The 14,581-nt window shown below is 68.7% G+C and carries 11 protein-coding genes; 3 read left to right on the forward strand and 8 right to left on the reverse strand.

Annotated features, from left to right (window positions below):
• Positions 1-63: 63 nt before the first annotated feature.
• Positions 64-1,209 (forward strand): UDP-glucose 4-epimerase GalE, encoded by a 1,146-nt coding sequence (galE, locus tag CYAGR_RS10095; RefSeq protein ID WP_015109708.1) that lies wholly within the window; start codon positions 64-66, stop codon positions 1,207-1,209.
• Here the strand turns inward: galE and CYAGR_RS10100 are convergent.
• Together CYAGR_RS10100 and CYAGR_RS10105 are read right to left on the reverse strand one after the other, a co-directional pair.
• Complete coding sequence (locus tag CYAGR_RS10100) at positions 1,184-3,148, reverse strand: hypothetical protein (RefSeq protein ID WP_015109709.1); 1,965 nt, start codon at positions 3,146-3,148, stop codon at positions 1,184-1,186. The genes galE and CYAGR_RS10100 overlap by 26 nt on opposite strands.
• A 69-nt stretch (positions 3,149-3,217) precedes the next feature.
• Positions 3,218-4,489, reverse strand: a complete 1,272-nt coding sequence (locus CYAGR_RS10105; protein WP_015109710.1) for a tRNA nucleotidyltransferase/poly(A) polymerase family protein — start codon at positions 4,487-4,489, stop codon at positions 3,218-3,220.
• A 262-nt stretch (positions 4,490-4,751) separates the two neighbouring features.
• On the opposite strand from CYAGR_RS10105, the gene CYAGR_RS10110 reads away from it, so the two are divergent.
• Together CYAGR_RS10110 and CYAGR_RS10115 are read left to right on the forward strand one after the other, a co-directional pair.
• Positions 4,752-6,014 carry a hypothetical protein gene (locus CYAGR_RS10110; RefSeq protein ID WP_015109711.1) on the forward strand — a complete coding sequence of 421 codons (1,263 nt, stop codon included), beginning with the start codon at positions 4,752-4,754 and terminating at the stop codon, positions 6,012-6,014.
• Positions 6,011-6,961 (forward strand): glycosyltransferase family protein, encoded by a 951-nt coding sequence (locus CYAGR_RS10115; RefSeq protein ID WP_015109712.1) that lies wholly within the window; start codon positions 6,011-6,013, stop codon positions 6,959-6,961. The genes CYAGR_RS10110 and CYAGR_RS10115 overlap by 4 nt, the downstream gene beginning before the upstream one ends.
• Here CYAGR_RS10115 and CYAGR_RS10120 read toward each other — a convergent pair.
• The 6 genes from CYAGR_RS10120 to CYAGR_RS10145 all read right to left on the reverse strand — a co-directional run bounded on the left by CYAGR_RS10120 (position 6,945) and on the right by CYAGR_RS10145 (position 14,570).
• On the reverse strand, positions 6,945-7,808 hold the full coding sequence (locus tag CYAGR_RS10120) for a glycosyltransferase family 2 protein (protein ID WP_015109713.1): 864 nt from the start codon (positions 7,806-7,808) through the stop codon (positions 6,945-6,947). The genes CYAGR_RS10115 and CYAGR_RS10120 overlap by 17 nt on opposite strands.
• Positions 7,805-10,198, reverse strand: coding sequence for a UvrD-helicase domain-containing protein (locus CYAGR_RS10125; RefSeq protein WP_015109714.1), 2,394 nt, complete (start codon positions 10,196-10,198; stop codon positions 7,805-7,807). Before CYAGR_RS10125 ends, CYAGR_RS10120 begins: the two co-directional genes overlap by 4 nt.
• 155 nt (positions 10,199-10,353) lie before the next feature.
• Positions 10,354-12,111, reverse strand: coding sequence for an ABC transporter ATP-binding protein (locus CYAGR_RS10130; protein WP_342662056.1), 1,758 nt, complete (start codon positions 12,109-12,111; stop codon positions 10,354-10,356).
• Between the two features lie 141 nt (positions 12,112-12,252).
• Positions 12,253-13,287, reverse strand: coding sequence for a glycosyltransferase (locus tag CYAGR_RS10135; RefSeq protein WP_015109716.1), 1,035 nt, complete (start codon positions 13,285-13,287; stop codon positions 12,253-12,255).
• Between the two features lie 40 nt (positions 13,288-13,327).
• The gene (locus tag CYAGR_RS10140) at positions 13,328-14,041 is read right to left on the reverse strand and encodes a biliverdin-producing heme oxygenase (RefSeq protein ID WP_015109717.1); all 714 of its coding nucleotides are present in this window, start codon (positions 14,039-14,041) and stop codon (positions 13,328-13,330) included.
• A gap of 76 nt (positions 14,042-14,117) precedes the next feature.
• Positions 14,118-14,570: a hypothetical protein gene (locus CYAGR_RS10145; protein WP_015109718.1), complete on the reverse strand. Its 453-nt coding sequence runs from the start codon at positions 14,568-14,570 to the stop codon at positions 14,118-14,120.
• Positions 14,571-14,581 lie beyond the last annotated feature (11 nt).

Consider the following 14,581-nt stretch of genomic DNA (forward strand, 5'->3'; position numbering starts at 1 on the left):
CGGGGCGGTGACGGAGGTTAAGGACAGGTAAGTTGTGGCCAGGAGCCTGACGGGGGCCGGTCCTTGGCCACGGTGCTGCTGACGGGAGGAGCCGGATTCATCGGCAGTCACACCTGTCTGGCCTTGCTGGAGGCCGGTCACCGGGTGGTGGCGATCGACGACTTCAGCAACGGCAGTCCCGAAGCCCTGCGCCGCGTGAGTGAACTGGCCGGGCTGGGGGGCTGGCGGCAGCTGTCCCCGGAGCGATGGGCCGCAGGAGACGGGGGCCCGGCCCGGTTCACCCTTCTGAAGAGCGATGTGCGCTCCCCCCTTGACCTCGACCGGGCCTTCGGGGAGGGAGAGGAGATGGGCGGGGGCGGCATCGCCGCCGTGCTCCACTTCGCCGGCCTCAAGGCGGTGGGGGAATCGATGGGCCAGCCGCTGCGCTACTGGGACGTGAACGTCGTCGGTGCGGTCCGGCTGCTGGAGGCCATGGACCGCCACGGCTGTCAGACGCTCGTCTTCAGCAGCAGCGCCACCCTCTACGGCCTCACCGACCGGGTGCCGATCCCCGAGACGGCGCCGCTGCAGCCGATCAATCCCTATGGCTACACCAAGGCCGCCGTGGAACGGATGCTGGCCGATGTGGCCGCCAGCACCCCCGGCTGGCGCATCGCCCTGCTGCGTTACTTCAATCCGGTGGGCGCCCACCCCAGCGGGCGCATCGGCGAGGACCCCTCCGGCCCCCCCAACAATCTCTTTCCCTTCCTGTGCCAGGTGGCGGCGGGGCGCCGCCAGCGCCTGGAGGTGTTCGGTGGCGACTGGCCCACCCCCGACGGCACGGGCGTCCGCGACTACCTGCACGTGATGGATCTGGCGGTGGGCCATGGCCGGGCCCTCGAGGTGCTCCAGGCGGAGCCACCCCAGCTGCTCACCCTCAATCTCGGCAGCGGTCGCGGCCACTCGGTGCTCGATCTGGTACGCAGCTTCGAGACCACCAACAACCTGGCCCTGCCCTACGCGGTGGTGGAGCGCCGGCCGGGGGATTCCGCCATCAGTGTCGCCGATCCGCGCGAGGCGGAGCGGCGCCTGGGCTGGCGGACCCAGCGCTCCCTGGCGGACATCTGCCGCGATGGCTGGGCCTGGCAGAGCGCCAATCCGGAGGGCTATCGCAGCGGCAGCAAGCGGCAGCCCAGCCGGGCCCTCATCGAGGTGCCGGGGGTGTCCTGAGGTACAGCCGCATCCCATGCTCGTGTTCCACCAGTCGGAATCCGACCCGTGCGAGCTGGGCCGAGGAAAGGCGGTTGAGAGAGAGATCGCCAAACCGGCTGACCAGATCCGGCTGCCAGTGGTTGCTGGCCCGTGCGATCCGGCTCTCGTAGGCCGGGTAGGCATCGCGGAGCAGCACCACATCCACCCGGCGCCCATCGAGCCAGGCCCGCAGAGCGGCGGGGGAGGCCAGGGCGCTGCGCAGCCCCGGGTACTGGCCCGTCTCCACCGTGGAGGCCCCCAGGTGGTTGATGTCCCGGCCGGCTACAGGTGCCAGGCACTGGCGCGGGCCCACCACCGCGCCGACGTAGGGATCGCTCAGCAGGGTCCGGCCCTGCAGCCGCGGTTCCCGATCGCACAGCTCCCGCAGGGGCCGGAGGATCGGTTCGATGGTGGCGCCATCCGCCGGCCGCACCTCCTCCAGGGGGGTGAGCAGGTGGGGCAGCTTGGAGACGAACACATTGGTTCCGCCCTGCAGCCCCACCGGGACCGCCAGCACGGCGATCAGACCGGCCAGCAGCGCCATCAGGATCCCTCGCTGCAGGGACCATCCCTTGGTGCCGTCCCGCCGCCCGCCAGGGTCGAGGGCCTGGGCCATCGCCGGGATGCTGATCCAGAACAGACTGGTCCACACCAGCCGATAGGCGCTGTCCGGCTCGATCAGCTTGAAGACCAGGTCGCTGACGAAGGGGGCCCACCACTCCAGCAGCACCAGCGGCGGCAGCAGCGCCAGGGCCAGCACGGCGCCGGGCACCGGACGCCGGCCCCTCCAGACCACGGCACAGGCCAGGGACAGCCCCAGGGCCGCCAGAAAGACCGGCTCCCAGGTGGCCACCGGCAGGCTGGGCCAGAAATAGAAGAAGCGGTGGCCCAGAACCCTGTAGTCGTGGACGAAGCGCATCGTCTCCGGCCAGGCGTAGAAGGATTGGAGCCTTGGGTGCCAGGGCAGGCGGTGGAGGGCCGCGAGCAGGAGTCCGCCCCCGGCGGCTCCGGCCAGCAGGCGCCGCCGTGAGGGCCAGACCACCAGGCTGGCGGCCGGTGCGACGACCAGGAGGTTGACCGTCAGAAACGCGGTGACGCCATGGGCGTGGTACGCGAGATAGCCGGCCCCGAGCAGCAGTCCCGTCGCCGCACCCACAGGGCGCCCACCGGGCCAGCACGGCCGCTGCAGCAGCCCCAGCAGCGGCGTGGCGGCGGCCAGCACCAGGGCCAGCCCGGGCAGGGTGCCGTTGAGGGCGATCTGGTGGAAGAAGGAGAAGTTCTGGTGCCCCATGCCCAGCAGGAACAGCAGGGCCGTGAGCCAGCAGAGGGCCACCCTGCCGGTGAGGCGCAGGCAAAGCTGGCAGCTGGCGGCCAGCACCAGGAAGGTGTTCAGCGCCGCCAGCAGGCTGGCCCGCCACGGGGCCAGGGCGTCGGGGAAGCCGAACAGATAGCTGGCCGCGGTGAAGAACCAGTTGGCCGGCGAGCGGTAGCGCACCGGGTCGAGGCGCACCGTGTCGAGCAGGTCGCTGCCGAAGTAGTTCGTGTAGTAGACGAAGCCATCGGAGGGAAACTCCAGCACCACCCCGCGCATGGCCAGGGCGATCGCACACAGCAGCGCGGGGGCCAGCACCGCCAGCATCGGCCGCCCCAGGGCCGGGTCGGCCAGCCGCTGGCGCCAGCGGCACGGCCGGATCCCCAGGGCCGCCACCACCACGAGCAGGTCGATCACGGCCAGCAGCCCGTAGGCCTGGCGCTGCGTGGGCCCCGCCGGCAGAAGGGACAGCCAGCCGATGGCCGCCCAGGAGCCCACGCCCAGCAGCAGCATCTGCCAGCTGGGCCGGCGCCAGCGCCATCCCCACAGCAGCGGTGCGGCGATGGCCAGCAGCAGCGGCAGAAAGGGTTGGGTCAGCGCTGCCATTCGGCGCAGGGTAAGCCGCTGCCCAGAGACCCGAGGGGACCAGCCGGGATCTCCCGTTCCGGCGATGGCTCAGGGGCGCTCGTCCCGCAACCGCTCCCCCCGGAGCTCCCGCAGGCGCTCGCCCAGGGCCGGTCCCGGCCGCAGACCAGCGGCGATCAGCTCGCCCGCCGACACCGGGGAGGGGAGATGGCGCCAGCGGCACCACCAGCGCAGCAGGGGCCGCCGCGGCAGGGCCCCGCTCACCAGCGCCAGGGCGACGGCCTCGGCGGACCAGCCGGGCCGCTCCAGGAAGCGGGTCCAGGCCTCGGCCGTGGCCGGCGCCGCCTCCAGGGCCTGCCAGCTCTGACACAGCAGGGCCAGCTGGGCCAGCAGCCGCTGCTGGCCGTGGGGGAGCTGCAGCCGCATCGCCACGGCAGACGCCGAGCCGCTGGCGGCCAGCAGGGCGGCCAGGGGCGGCAAGCCGCAGCGCCGGGCCCAGTGCAGGCGGCGACGCCAGCCCCTGTCGCTCTGCAGCGCCGGATCCACCAGCACCAGGGCACCCCATGCCTGCAGAGAGCCCAGCGCGGCCTCCCAGGGTTCCCGCTCCAGCAGCAGCTCCAGCTCCATCCGCAGCCGCGTACCCAGGGCGGGCGGCACCCGTCCGCTGCCGGCGCCGCGGCTCGCCTCCCCCCAGGGCCAGCGCGCCAGGGTGGCGCGGAGCTGCTCCAGGCTGGCGGGGGCCAGGCTGAACCCCAGCCGGGCGGCATAGCGGGCGGCCCGCACGATCCGGGTGGGGTCGTCCTCCAGACTCCTGGGGTGGAGCAGGCGCAGCTGCCGGTGGGCCAGATCGGCCCAGCCGCCATGGGGATCGAGCAGGCGCAGGCCCGGGCCGGAGCTGGCGAACACCAGGGCCATCGCATTGATGCTGAAGTCGCGCCGGGCCAGATCCTCCTCAAGGGTTCCGTCAGTCACCACCGGGTTCTCCCCGGGGGCCGGGTAGGTCTCGCGGCGGGCGCTGGCCAGGTCGAGCAGGATCCCGTCCAACTCCAGCTCAACGGTGCCGAAGGCCCGGTGGAACTGGCAGAAGCCCACTGCCGCGGCCGGAACATCCTCCAGCAGCGTCTCTGCCAGGCGATGGGCCGCCGGGCGCGGATCGGCCGGATCGGCCCCCGGGGCCAGCTCCACCACCAGGTCGAGGTCGGGCAGGCCCCGAAGGGGATCGCGATGCACCCGATGCAGCAGCAGATCGCGCACGGCGCCGCCCACGACGGCCAGCACGGCGCAGTCCGCCGAGCGATGGAAGGCAGCCAGCAGCCGGGGCGGCAGGGAGAGATCTCCGGCATCGATCGCGGAGACCGTCATCGAGGCAGGCCCATGGAGCGCTGTCCAGAAGGCGCACGGTACACTCGGGCCAACGACATCGTGCGACGTCCCGATACAGAAACCTCGGGTAGGTGTCCGCCGGTCATTGCTCCTGGAAGCCGCCACGAGCAGACGTCATGGGCAGTCACCACAGCCCGTCGCCTCGGCCAGTCGCCCGCTCATCGACAGGCCATCAACCGATGGGCCGATCCAGTGCCAGCGAGCACCAGCGACGAAATCCCACAAGTCACACCCCAACTGCATGACTGACAGCGCCAAGAAGTTCATCAAAGCGCCGCTTGGAATCTACAAAAGAATCAAGATCAAGGCCTTCATTCTGGCCGATTATCTTGCGTCTCTGTGCGAGTACTGGCTCGGTCCCAACGGTTCACGCAGCAGTCCCTCGAGGCGACTGATTCCCATTGGGAAGCCGTCTGCCGATGGCACGACGCCACCCTGGATCGCTGTCTTTGTTGCCTATTCGAAGCGGCTGACACGATCCAACAGGGCTTATCTCGAAGCACTGAACAAGGCAGGCTTTGCGGTGCTTTACATCAACAACGAGACCACGGAGGAGGGGTCACTGGATGTCATCAGCCACCTGAGCTGGCGCGCGTTCAACCGGCGCAACATCGGCCGGGACTTTGGCGGCTTCAAGGATGGCATCCTGCTGCTTCTGGAGGAGGGTCATCTGCAGCGCTGCCAACTGCTCTGCGTCGTGAACGACTCGATGCAGTTCATCCCGGGGAGGAATGCCGATGCCCTGGTCAGATCGGTGGAGGAGTTTGCCGCCTCCGACCGGAAGGCCCTCTTCAGCCATATCAGCCATCAGATCCAGACCCACTACCAATCCTATTTTCAGATTCTCAAACCCGACGTCTTTCTCTCCAGGCAGTTCATCAGCTTCTGGAAGAAATACCTCCCCTTGTCCCATCGGGGTCATTGCATCTACAACGGAGAAATCGAACTTTCCCAGCAGGTCTACCGACGCTTCAACCCCGTCGAGACCCTCTACACCAGCGACAAGCTTCTCGAGGCCATCGAGCAGTCCTGCCCGGACAAAACGGGAGTACCCGCCGAGGAAGTTCTTCGACTGATGCCCTCTCCTGCGAGGACGTCGCAGATGAAGAAAATCGGCTACTCCCTGAATCAGCTGATGGTAAAAAGCGACAAGAACGAGCATCTTTCGCGGGTGGAACTCTATAGCATTCCCGATCTGATTGAAAATGGTAACCCCAGTCATATCGCAGCTTTTCTCTATCCCTTCTATCTCCACTGTCCATTCGTGAAGCACGACCTCGGAACCGCAGGCAGCTACACGATGGCCCAGGCCATCAGCCTGTTCAAGGAAGCCCTTCTCGATTCCATGGGAGAAGAACGTCACGAGGAAATCAAGGCACTCGCAGATGAGTTCCGTGATCTCATCTACGCACGTGGCGTTCCTCTTAGCTACAACAACAGGCTGCGAGAAGCCGCCCTCAAGGGCATCACAGGCGCCTTCGTCTACCCCTCCACCTATCAATGACCGACGGGCGGGAGCTGCAGCCGATCCATTTCATCACGATCAATTATCACTGCAGTGATTTCATCATCGGGCTGATCGAGGACACGATCGCCTCGGGGGACCCCGATCTGCACTTCATCGTCGTCAACAATTCACCCCAGGACGCCGGCCTGCGGCACTGGCTGCCCTCCTCGCCGCACCGCCAGCGGGTGACCCTGATCGAGGCCGGTGCGAATCTCGGCTTCGGCAGCGGCTGCAATCTGGGGCTCGCCCATGTCTGGCAGACCGACCGGCAGGCGGTGGCCTGGCTGATCAACCCCGATGCCCGCCTCGATGCAGGGGCGATCGCCTACGTCCGGCGGTGCCTGCGCGACGACGACAGGATCGCCATGCTCGGCACCCGGATCCGGGATCCCCGGGGGGACGTCTGGTTCAGCCATGGCAGCTTCAACCGCTGGACCGGCCAGCTGGGCCACCGCTTCCCCGGCGACGACTGCCGCCCCCTCCCGGTCCGCACCTGGCCCACCCGCTGGATCTCCGGCTGCAGCCTGATCGTCCAGCTGGGGGTGCTGCGGGACTGCCCCCAGTTCGACCCCCGCTACTTCCTCGACTACGAGGACGTCGACATCTGCGAGCGCCACCATCGGCTGGGCTACCGGCTGCGGGTCACCCAGGCCGTGCTGGTGGAGCATCAGGTGTCCGCCATCACCCAGCGGGCCCCCCGGGCCAAGTACCAGCACGCCACCTTCAGCAAGCTCTACTTCCTGCACCGCCACGCCACCCCGCTGGCCCTGCTGCTGAACCTGCTCTATTACGCCGTCCGCCCCCTCAGCTTCTGCCTGTCCGATCCGGAACGGGCCCGGGGCCGCTGGTGGGGCCTGGGGGATTACCTGCGCTGGTGCTGGTGTCGGCTCCTGCGCCGGCCGGAGCCGCCCCACCCGCGCACCTCCTTCACCGTTTCATCCTGAGGAAGCGGCCCGCCAGGGCCCGCAGGGTGGGCCAGCGCTGGGAGGGCGGGCAGTAGCGCCAGAGGATCAACGCCACCGCTGGCAGGTAGAGGTGGGACTTGGGGTGGAAGAAGGTGAACAGCAGCCCCCGCAGGCTGCCCAGGGGCAGGCGTTTCTGCTCGTCGCCGAAGTCGTTGAGGACCACCACCCCCGGGGTCACCCAGGCCTCGACGTTCCGGCGGACCGCCCGCATCACCCACTCGGAATCAGCGTGGTAGTGGGGCAGCCAGCGGGCGTCGTAGAGGCCGACACGGCCGAAGACCTCCCGGCGGATCAGGACCCCGTTGCCCGGCATCGCCTCGGCGGGGAGCACCTCGGCGGTCGCCAGCGCCGGATCCAGCCGGCTGGCCAGCTCATCGTGGTGGGACAGGCGCAGGAAGCGGTCCGTGCCCCAGTCGGTGCGGGTGCCGAGGGCCCAGATCCGCCCGGGCTCGGCCAGCAGGTCGATGCGGCTGCCGAGGATGCCGCAGCCGTGGCGCTGGGCCAGAGCCACCATCCGCTCCACGTAATCGGCGGGGACGACGGCATCGTCGTTGATGGTGAGCACGTAGTCGGTGCCGGCCGCCAGGGCCCGCCGCACGCCCCGGTTGGTGGCACCGGCCCAGAAATCCCCGTCGCCGGCCGCCAGCACCGTCACCTGCGGATGCTGCCGGCGGATCGCCGCCACGGTGCCGTCGCTGGAGTTGGCATCCACCACCACGACCCGCAGGGCGCGATAGGTCTGGCCGGCCATGGCGGCCAGGAAGCGCAGGGTGGTCTGGCAGCGGTTGCGGGTGGGCACCACGGCGGTGACCAGCGGCAGGGTCATGCCGGCTCGATCGGGGCCAGGCGCGGGTCGAGGATCTTCGGCCCCATACCCTCGAACTTCACGGCGATGGAGGTCTTGTCGCCGCTGCCGAACAGGTGGGTGACCTGGCCCTCACCGAAGCTGCTGTGCCGCACCCGATCCCCCACGGCCCAGGTGCGGGGGGCGCCACGGCGGCGCACCGCATTGGCGGGAATGCCGGCCGACCCACCGGCCGCGACCCGCTGGCTGTCGTCCCGATCCACCCGGGTGAGCCGCTCCAGCCGCTGCTCCCGCCGCAGGGCCGCGCCGCCGCTGCGGGGGATGTCGCCCTGCAGCAGGGCCTCGGGCAGCTCGGAGAGGAACACCGACGGCACCGCCGGCTCCCGCATGCCGCCCCAGAGCCGCCGCTCGCTGGCATGCGAGAGGAACAGCCGTTCCTTGGCCCGGGTGATGCCCACGTAACAGAGGCGGCGCTCCTCCTCGAGGGCGGCCGGGTCCTCCAGGGAGCGGTAGCTGGGGAACAGGCCCTGCTCCAGCCCCACCAGGAACACCACCGGAAACTCCAGCCCCTTGCTGGCGTGCAGGGTCATCAGCGTGACCCGGTCGGCTTCGGTGTCCTTGCTGTCGGCGTCGCTGGCCAGGGCGGCGGAGGCCAGGAAGCCCTCCAGGGAGCCTTCCTCGTTCTCCTCCTGGTACTGGAGGGCCGCATTGACCAGTTCCTGGAGGTTGCGGCGCCGCTCCTCCGATTCATCGGTGGCTTCGGCCAGCAGTTCGGCCAGGTAGCCGCTCTGCTCCATCACCCGCTGCACCAGCTCGGAGGGGGGAGCATCCTGAAGGCGGCGGCTGAGGTCGGAGATCAGCTCCTGGAACTGCAGCACCCCCCGGGCGGAGCGGCCGGCGAGGGAGCGCACCGCCTCCGGATCGCTCACCACCTCCCACAGGGGCAGCCCCAGCTGGTTGGCCGCATCGGTGAGCCGCTCGATGGTGGTCTTGCCGATGCCCCGCCGGGGCACGTTCAGCACCCGCAGCAGGCTGACGGTGTCGGCCGGGTTGACCAGCAGCCGCAGGTAGGCGAGCACATCCTTGATCTCGCGCCGGTCGTAGAAGCGCAGCCCCCCGACCACGATGTAGGGCAGGCCCCAGCGCACCAGCGACTCCTCCATGGCGCGGGACTGGGCGTTGGTGCGATAGAGCACGGCCATGTCGCCCCAGCGCAGCTCCGGGTGGGCCGCCTCCAGCATCCGCATCCGATGCACCACCGCCTCGGCCTCGGCGATCTCGTCGTCGCAGCGGGTGAGGCTGATGGGCTCCCCCTCGCCGCGGGTGGGGCGCAGCACCTTGTCGATGCGCTCGCTGTTGTTGGCGATCAGGGCGTTGGCCGCCTCCAGGATCGTGGCGGTGGAGCGGTAGTTCTCCTCCAGCTTCACCATCGTGCCGGTGTCCCCGTCGAGGGAGCCGTCGCCGAACTCCCGCTGGAAGCCCATCAGGATCGTGAAATCAGCCGCCCGGAAGCTGTAGATGCTTTGGTCGGCATCCCCCACCACGAACACCGAGCGCCCCTCCCAGTCGTCGAAGGTTTCGGGGGGATGGCCGTTGGCCACCAGCAGCTTGATCAGGTCGTACTGGGTGCGGTTGGTGTCCTGGTACTCGTCCACCAGCACATGGCGGAAGCGGCGGTGCCAGTAGTGGCGGATCTGCTCGTTCTGCTGCAGCAGCTGCACCGGCATCAACAGCAGGTCGTCGAAGTCGAGGGCGTTGTTGGCGGCCAGGGCGCGCCGGTAGCGGCGGTAGGCCTCGGCCTCATGCTTGCCGCGGGGGCCGGGGTGCTCCTCCTCGAGCCGCTCCGGCAGCCAGCCCTGGTTCTTGGCGCTGCTGATCGCCCAGCGCACCTTCTTGGGCTCGAAACGCTTGGGGTCGAGCTGCATCTCCTGGGTGACGATCTCCTTGACCAGGCTCTGCGCGTCGCTCTCGTCATAGATGGAGAACTGGCGCGTCCAGGTGAGTCCTTCGGGGTCGCGGAACTTGTCGATGTCGAAGCGGAGCAGCCGGGCGAACAGGGCGTGGAAGGTGCCGATCCAGAGGTCCTTGATCACCTCCCGGTAGATGCGGCTGCGCAGCTGCTTCTGCTCCCGGGCCGGCAGGGTGCTCCAGGGCTGGCCGAACTGGCTCTGGGCCAGCCGCTGGGCCAGCAGCACCTCCAGCCGTTCCTTCATCTCCCGGGCGGCCTTGTTGGTGAAGGTGACCGCCAGCACCTGGGCCGGATCCACGCCGTGGTGCCCGATCAGGTGGGCGATCCGGTGGGTCAGGGCCCGGGTCTTGCCGCTGCCGGCCCCGGCCACCACCAGCAGCGGGCCGGTGTGGTGATCGACCGCCCGCCGCTGGGCCTCGTTCAGACCGGCCAGAAAACTCACAGGCTCCGGCGGAGAAGGTTGAAATCGGACCCTAGCAGCCCCCTCCCGATGGGCGGGCCGATCCCGACAGATGCTGGTCGCTCAGGTAGAGAAGTCGGCGCAAGTCTGTCGATGGGAGCAATAGCCTTCCAACCGCAGAAACCGGATCGACACCATCAACCGAGCGGGCTGGATAGGCGGCGTTCAAAAGAGGCCAGATCATTGAAGGTATCCGAGCGCTGGCGGAGCTGGTCGAAGGTTCCAGAGGCCTTGATGCGTCCCGCCTCGAACTCGAAGATGCAATCCGAGCGCATCACGGTGGAGAGCCGGTGAGCGATCACCACCAGGGTGCAGCGGCGTCCGATCACCTCGATGGCATCCATCACCTCGGATTCGGTGCGGTTGTCGAGGGCACTGGTGGCCTCATCCAGCACCAGGAACTTGGCATTGCGGTAGAAGGCGCGGGCCAGGGCCAGCCGTTGCCGCTGGCCTCCGGACAGACGGATGCCGTTGTCGCCGATCGGCGTGAACAGACCGAGGGGCAGGTCGGCGACGATGTCGGCCAGCTGGGCGGCCTGGAGGGCCTCCCAGACCCGCATCTGATCGACCTCATCGACCTCCTCAGCGAAGGCGATGTTCTCGATGATGTTGCTGTTCAGCAGGTTGATCGCCTGGGGCACGTAGGCGCAGTTCGCCTGCCAGGCCGGCACATCGGCGTCATCCACATCGATGCCGTCCAGCTGCAGGGTGCCCGTGGTGGGACGCAGCAGGCAGAGGAGCTGGTTGGCGGTGGTGGTCTTGCCGCTGCCGGTGGCACCGACGAAGGCGACGCGGGACCCCACCGGGATCGACATGGAGACGTCACGGAGGACATCCGTGTCCGACCCGGGATAGCGATAGGAGATGTTATTGAGACGGATCACCCGTTTGGGCATCACACCATCCGGGGAGGGCACACCCTCTGAGCGAATCGTGAGGCGGGCCTCGGGAAGCTCGATCAGCTTGAGCGTTTCCTCCAGGTCGGGAAGGCCGGCCCGCAGGGATGTGATGGCCCGGAAACTGTCCTGCAGGGGAGGGGTGAGCTTGAGGGAGGTGACCGCCACCGTGGCCAGGAACGGAATGATCTTCAGCAGCGCGCCCGGATCAGGATTGGACAGCAGGGGCAACATTCCGGCCGCGAAGATCATCGTGATCCCGAGCGGCTCAATCAGGGCTCTCGGAGTCTCCGGCAGGACATCAGCCTTCCAGATGAACGGGATCGTCTCACGACCGGCCTGTTGATAATGGCGCTCGAAGTAAGGCTCCGAGCCGGTGAGCTGCACATCGAGAATCGTGCGCATCGATTCCGAAAGGATCGTGTTGGTGCGCACCTCGAGCAGGATCCTCTGCCGGGCGGCAAAGCGCAGGAACGGGGTGATGGCGGTGGAGATGAGCAGATAGCCACCCAGCAGGCCCACGATCAGCACAACGGCCATCAGCTTGCCGACGATCAGCATCCCGGCGGAGAGCAGGGCGATCACGAACACACCACTGGCCAGCTGCAGCAGGGGCAGGACAACGATGTCGGCGACGCGCGACACGTTGATGAGAACCATGGAGGAGATATCTGACTTCGATTCCCCCAGAAAGTAGACATAGGGCTGGGCGATCAGCTTGCGCTGCGCCATGTCGGATAGATCGCGCCAGATCGACGCCTTGAGCCGCAGCTGAAACGCCCTCAGCAGCAGCTTGGAGAGCGAGGAAAACCAGGCGGCCGCCACGAAGGCCACCACCAGCACCACCACCTTGACGCGAGGATCTTCCGGCACCAGCCCCTCCCAGGGGATGGAGGGTCGGTTCTCTCCGCCGACGACGACCGTGAACAGGCGGGCCACCAAGGCCACCACCACCAGATCGGCCACCCCGGCGAGAATCGCCAGCGGGATGAGACGCATCAGCGCCCGCTTGCGACGACGCGGCAATTGGGCCAGAAGTCGCACCAAACTCTTGAAGGTTTGGCTTTTGCGAAACATCTGGTCAGACTTTTGCGGAAATCGTACCCGTGCAGCCAGAAGGGCCGCCGCCACGCCAGCCAGTCAGTTCAGTGATCGCCACATGGCCGAAAACCGGCGCCGCCACTGGTCGATCCGCAGGGCCAGCAGGGGGGGCGAGCGCAGCGGCGACGCCCCTCCCCGCAGCAGGTGGGTCCAGTGGGCGTCGATGGCCTCCAGGGCCGAATGCCAGCGTTCCTGCAGCACCGGCTCGCTGCAGGCCTCCAGCAGGCTGGCGAGGCGGCCCGGCGGCGGCAGCCAGGCCAGCGGGTCGGCCACCGCCGCCTGGATCCGCTCCAGGTCGTTCTCCAGGCTGCCGCAGCCGATCTGGTGGCCCACCACCCCCGGATCAAGGCTGTCGGCCAGGGCGTGGTTGAGGCTGCTGAACACCACGCAGCCGCAGGCCATGGCCTCCAGCGGCGGCAGGCCGAACCCCTCGCTCACCCCCCGGCCGCGCCAGTAGTCGGCGGAGTCGTAGAGCACGACGGCCGCGCTGTTGAACAGGTCCACCAGGTCGTCCACCCAGCCGCTCTGCACCTCCACCCGCAGCCCCCGCCGGCGCAGGGCCGGCACCAGCCGCTCCAGGACATAGCGGCTGTTCTTGCGCTGCTGCACGAGCACATCGATGGGGCGGCCGACGCCCGCGGGGGCCGCCCGATTGCCCCGCTCCAGCCACTGGGGCTGGAGGGCGTTCGGCACCAGGAACAGGGGATGGCGGGGGGCCCGGTCGCCCCAGTAGCCGAGGGTGTTGCGGCTGACCGCCAGCACCGGCACCCCGGGCGGCAGAGAAAACCCGTAGCCGCTGCTGTGGGCGTGGTAGGCCACGGGCCGTCCCCGCAGCTGACGCATCAGGCGGGGCACATCAAAGCCCCAGCTGACGATCCAGAGGGCGTCCCCCGGCGCCGGCTCCTTGGCCAGCAGGTCAGCCAGGAACGGGTGGTCGGGCTCACGGTTCCGGTAGGTGACCACCTCGGTGGGGGTCAGCTCTGAGGTCAGCCGGGCGGTCTGCAGTTCCACCAGCAGGCCACCGCCGCGGAAGCGGCCGGTGGTGCCGGGAAGCAGGAAGCGGATCGGGCGCACGCGGTTCGAAAAGGCGGCGGCCGCCGCCGGCCTGGCAAACCTAGGCGGGCACGGCCTCGGTGCTGCCGGTGCGGGTGCGGCGGGTGAGGAAGCCGAACAGCACCTTGCCGATCGCCGCCACCAGATTGCCTTCCAGCTCCTGGAACATCTTCATGTTGCAGTGGAAGGCCTCATTGGCCTCCGCCACGATCCGGTCGGCCATGGCCTGGTCGATGGGCAGGCTGTCGAGGGTGGCGCGGTAGTTGGCCTTGAAGGCCTTCTCGTCGTCGATGGCGTCGAATTCGTAGAAGCGCAGTCCATCGTGCTCCCCCAGGTTCATCGCCTTCTGGGCGATGTTCTTGAGGATCTGGCCGCCGGAGAGGTCACCGATGTAGCGGGTGTAGTGGTGGCCGACCAGCAGCTCGGGGCACTCCCGCGCCACCTGGTGCAGGCGGGCCACATACTCCTGGGCGCCGGGGGTGGCGCGGATCTGCTGGCGCCAGTCACCGCCGAAATAGAAGGTGAGATCGGCCTCGAGGGACTCGCGGCGGTTGAGCTCGGGGGAGGCGATCGGACCGACCACCGGATGGTCGGCCAGCTTGCCGATCTCCTCTTCCATGGCGCTGTAGACGAACCACAGGTCGGCCACCAGGGTGCGATAGCTGGCCTTGTCGACGACCCCCTTGAGGAAACAGCTCACGAAGCCGGTGTTCTCGGCCATGGTGTGGGCTTTCTTCGTTCCCTCACGGAGTTGGGAAGCAAGGGCGACGGGCATGGGATCGGGAGGCTGCGCGGGCAGACGTACAAACGTAGGTGGGGCCTGCAGGACGGCGCGGCAAGGTTGCGAAGGATTACGCGGCCCGGCTGCCGCCGGCCGACACATCGCCGAAGAGATCGAACAGCTCGCGGCACACCTGCTGCAGCACGCCGACCACCTCCTCACTGGGGAGATGGGACCCCGAGGGCTGCCAGTCCCCCACCGTGGCCAGGCGCCAGCGCTCCGATTCGTAGGTGAGGCCGCGGATCAGGACGCCGAGCAGCCGGGGGCGTTCGCCGGACCCGACCGGCGCCCGCTCCAGGCGCAGCTGCACCAGCAGCGAGCGGCACTGAAGACGGGGGCTCCAGCCGGGGAAGTGAAAGGAGAGGTCCAGCGTCTCCCGTTCATCGAAGGCCCGGGTGAGGGGGTCGTCGCGCCAGGGGGTGAGGTTGGCCCGGGCGGCGGGGAAATGCAGGCGGAAGTGCCCCACCACCGCGGCGATCGTGGCGGCCAGTTCCACCGATCGGGCCTGGTCGGCCGCATTCATGCCGTTTCCCC

Origin of the sequence: Cyanobium gracile PCC 6307, assembly GCF_000316515.1 — a bacterium.
GTDB classification, from domain to species: domain Bacteria; phylum Cyanobacteriota; class Cyanobacteriia; order PCC-6307; family Cyanobiaceae; genus Cyanobium; species Cyanobium gracile.